Source organism: Paenibacillus sp. 01T422 (assembly GCF_056398785.1).
This window is the reverse complement of record NZ_JBFTQB010000815.1, coordinates 1-3001: the sequence shown is the minus strand read 5'-3', so window position 1 is coordinate 3001 and position 3001 is coordinate 1. Positions and strand designations below refer to the sequence as shown.

Annotated in this window: 2 protein-coding genes and 1 pseudogene; 1 reads left to right on the top strand and 2 read right to left on the bottom strand. The window is 52.7% G+C overall.

Features of this window, described 5'->3' with window-relative positions:
• Nucleotides 1-337: 337 nt before the first annotated feature.
• Nucleotides 338-1305 (bottom strand): annotated as a pseudogene (locus tag AC1DUA_RS31735) (biotin--[acetyl-CoA-carboxylase] ligase).
• A gap of 181 nt (nucleotides 1306-1486) precedes the next feature.
• Nucleotides 1487-2539 carry a tRNA nucleotidyltransferase/poly(A) polymerase-related protein gene (locus AC1DUA_RS31730; protein ID WP_477503531.1) on the bottom strand — a complete coding sequence of 351 codons (1053 nt, stop codon included), beginning with the start codon at nucleotides 2537-2539 and terminating at the stop codon, nucleotides 1487-1489.
• Between AC1DUA_RS31730 and AC1DUA_RS31725 the strand changes: the two genes are divergently transcribed.
• Complete coding sequence (locus AC1DUA_RS31725; RefSeq protein WP_477503530.1) at nucleotides 2420-2923, top strand: glycosyltransferase; 504 nt, start codon at nucleotides 2420-2422, stop codon at nucleotides 2921-2923. The genes AC1DUA_RS31730 and AC1DUA_RS31725 overlap by 120 nt on opposite strands.
• Nucleotides 2924-3001 lie beyond the last annotated feature (78 nt).

Sequence of the window (3001 nt, the reverse complement as noted above, 5' to 3'; positions counted from 1 at the left end):
GCCGTTACCATCGTAATAGGYACGCCGTCTTGCTTCATTTTTCTCATTCTGGCTGTTGTTAGCGGCTTCCGCTTTTCCATTTGTATCCCAGCTTCCTCATATAAAATAAAAAAACCTTTTAGCTAAGAGCTAAAAGGATCGCGTGCAGAAAGAATCCAATGATTCTTCTGTCTCGGTCCCGTAGGCTCAGAGCAGAATCCAACATCTTGTTTACTCGTTATTTGGCTGAGTTGACCATGTTACTACGCTTGTATAGCAGCAAGTGCAGTTCCTTTAAGGATACCGCCTCGTTATTCAATTATACCAAATGTAGCTTCCAAATGATACCTTAATTTTTCTAACGCAGTTCAATATCGCCAGAATAGACTTTGATTCTCTCTCCGTCCTCTTTGATCACCGTTAACGCGCCTGAGTCATCCAAGGAGTCCGCAATCCCATCAATCACACCATTAGGTGTATGGGTTCGGATAGGACGCTTGAGCGTGACACTCAAGGCTTCCCAAAGCAATCGTATTGGGGCGAAACCTTCTTCCAAGTACAAAGCATACAGCTCTTCGAATTCTAAAAGAAAAACTTGTACCAACGTTTCTCTCTTGATATCCGTTCCCGATTCAATCGCCAAAGAAGTTGCAACCGAACGCAGTTCCTCCGGGTAATCCTCAACTTTCAAATTCACGGAGATCCCAATCCCGGCAATGACTACTTCAGCCGTTCATCCTCACCGCTGCTCTCCAGCAAAATACCACTGACTTTCTTCCCTTTAATCAGCAAATCATTCGGCCACTTAATCCCAATGTCGACGCGGCATACTTTCTGAATCGACCGACAAAGCGCGACAGCACTCAGTAAAGTTAGCTGCGGCATGAAGTAAACAGGCACCTTTGGCGTTAGCACCAAGCTCATCCATATGCCTTTACCCGCTGGAGAATGCCATGCACGTCCCATTCGGCCACGCCCAGCTGTTTGTGCCTCAGCAAGCACAAGCGTGCCCTCAGAAGCCCCTGACGCTACTAGAGCGTGCGCAATCGTCTGGGTAGAATCAACTTCCCCATACACATGCACCTTTTGTCCCAGCACTTTCGTCTTCAATCCCTGCAGCAGCTCGGCCACCTGCCATTTATCCGGTTTACTCACCAACCGATAACCCTTGCGTGGGGCTGCCTCAAATTCATAACCAGCCGCCCGCAGCTCTTCGATATGCTTCCAAATCGCCGTTCGGCTCACGTTTAATCTACGGCTGATTTCCTCACCTGACACGTAAGTTTCTGGCGATTCTTGGAATAATTCTAAAATCCGCTCATTCATTTTGTTCACTCCAATTAACTAACTAGTTGAAAAACGCAAGTAAAAACACAAGAGAAAACATGAAAGAAAACACGAGTAAAAAACTCGAGAGAAAACACGAGAGATAACGCAAGTAAAAACACAAGAGAAAACACGAGTCAAAAGCACGAGAGGAACCCAAGTAAAAAAACCACGCGCACTGCTACTTCGCAGCACGCGCGGCTTGTAAAAGCGATTCTCGCTCGTTCGGAAATTCCCCGAGCGCGGTTTTTTCCAGCAATTCCTGCAGCAGTCTGCCCATCCATGGGCCCGGCTGCATGGCCAGTTCTGACGCCAAATCCTTGCCGGATATGGCGAGTTCCTTCAGGCTGAAGCAGGGTACCTCGCTCAGCCAATCCTCCCCGCGGCGCACCAGCTCCGGCGCGGTGGCTTCAAGAAACAGCGCGAGCTCGCCGCGCTGACCGCTAGCGGGCTGCAGCTCACGCAGCAGCCGCAGCAGCGCGCGGGCGGCGGTTATGCCGCTGCGCACCGCGCCAAGCTTCCAGACCCGCTCCAGCCGAGCAGGGTCTGATGATGAAGCGGCCACAGCTTCGCGCAGGGCCAATACAGCCCATACCGCGTCGCCGTMGGCGCGGGAGAAGGTCAGCTCCTGGAGCGCCGTGCGGACAACGTCCGCCGGCACCTCCAGGAGCATCAGCAGCATGGACCAGCGGTCATGCTGCCCATCCAGCGCGCTGACAGCGTCCAGCGCGTCATCCCAGGCGAGCCAGCGCTCAAAAGGCAGCGGTAGCTGCTTTTTGAAGTGCGCCGTTAGGCGGCTCGCCAGAAGCAGCCTGACGGCCCGCGCAGGGGCGGGGCCGTCAATCATGCGCTGGAGCTCGCTGCGCACGCGCTCCATGGCGATGTGGCGCAGCAGCGGGGCTTGCGCAAGCAGCGCCAACCACGTGCTCTCCTCGACCTGCAGTTCATAGGTCGAGGCAAAGCGGATGCAGCGAAGCATGCGCAGCGCATCTTCGCCGAAGCGTTCTTCCGCTTGGCCTACGCAGCGGAGCACACCTAAAGCGAGATCCTTTTGCCCAGCAAACGGATCGATCACTTCGCCTTCGCGGTCCATCGCCATCGCGTTCATGGTAAAATCACGCCGCTTCAGATCCTCCATCAAGTCGGAGATATAGGCGACGGAAGTCGGGCGGCGGAAGCCTTCGTACTCCGCCTCTTGGCGGAACGTCGTTACTTCATACGTCCCCTGCTGCAGGATGACGTATCACAGGTGATTTCGCTTGCTGATGTCATGCTCCTGCCTTCGGAGAAAGAGAGCTTCGGATTGGTCGCTTTGGAAGCTATGGCCTGTGGTGTGCCAACCATTGGTTCAAATGCAGGAGGGATTCCCGAGCTGATTACGCATGGGGAAACCGGTTACCTTGCCAATGTGGGCGATACGGAAGCGATGGCAGATCATGTAGTGAACCTGCTCAGCAACCAAGTACTGTATGAGCAAGTGGTGCAAAATTGTTTGGACCGTGCCAGATTCACGTTTTGTAATGATATCACCACACAACAGTATGAAGAAATTTATTATCGCGTATTGGGAAGAGAACTTCCGGAATCTCATCGGATTACAGCCTCATCCTGTCAATAAGAAGATGTACGCTGGATAGGAGTAATATGTTGGATGCTGGAAAAATTTTGGAGGATGATCGAGGAGCTTCCTATGTCC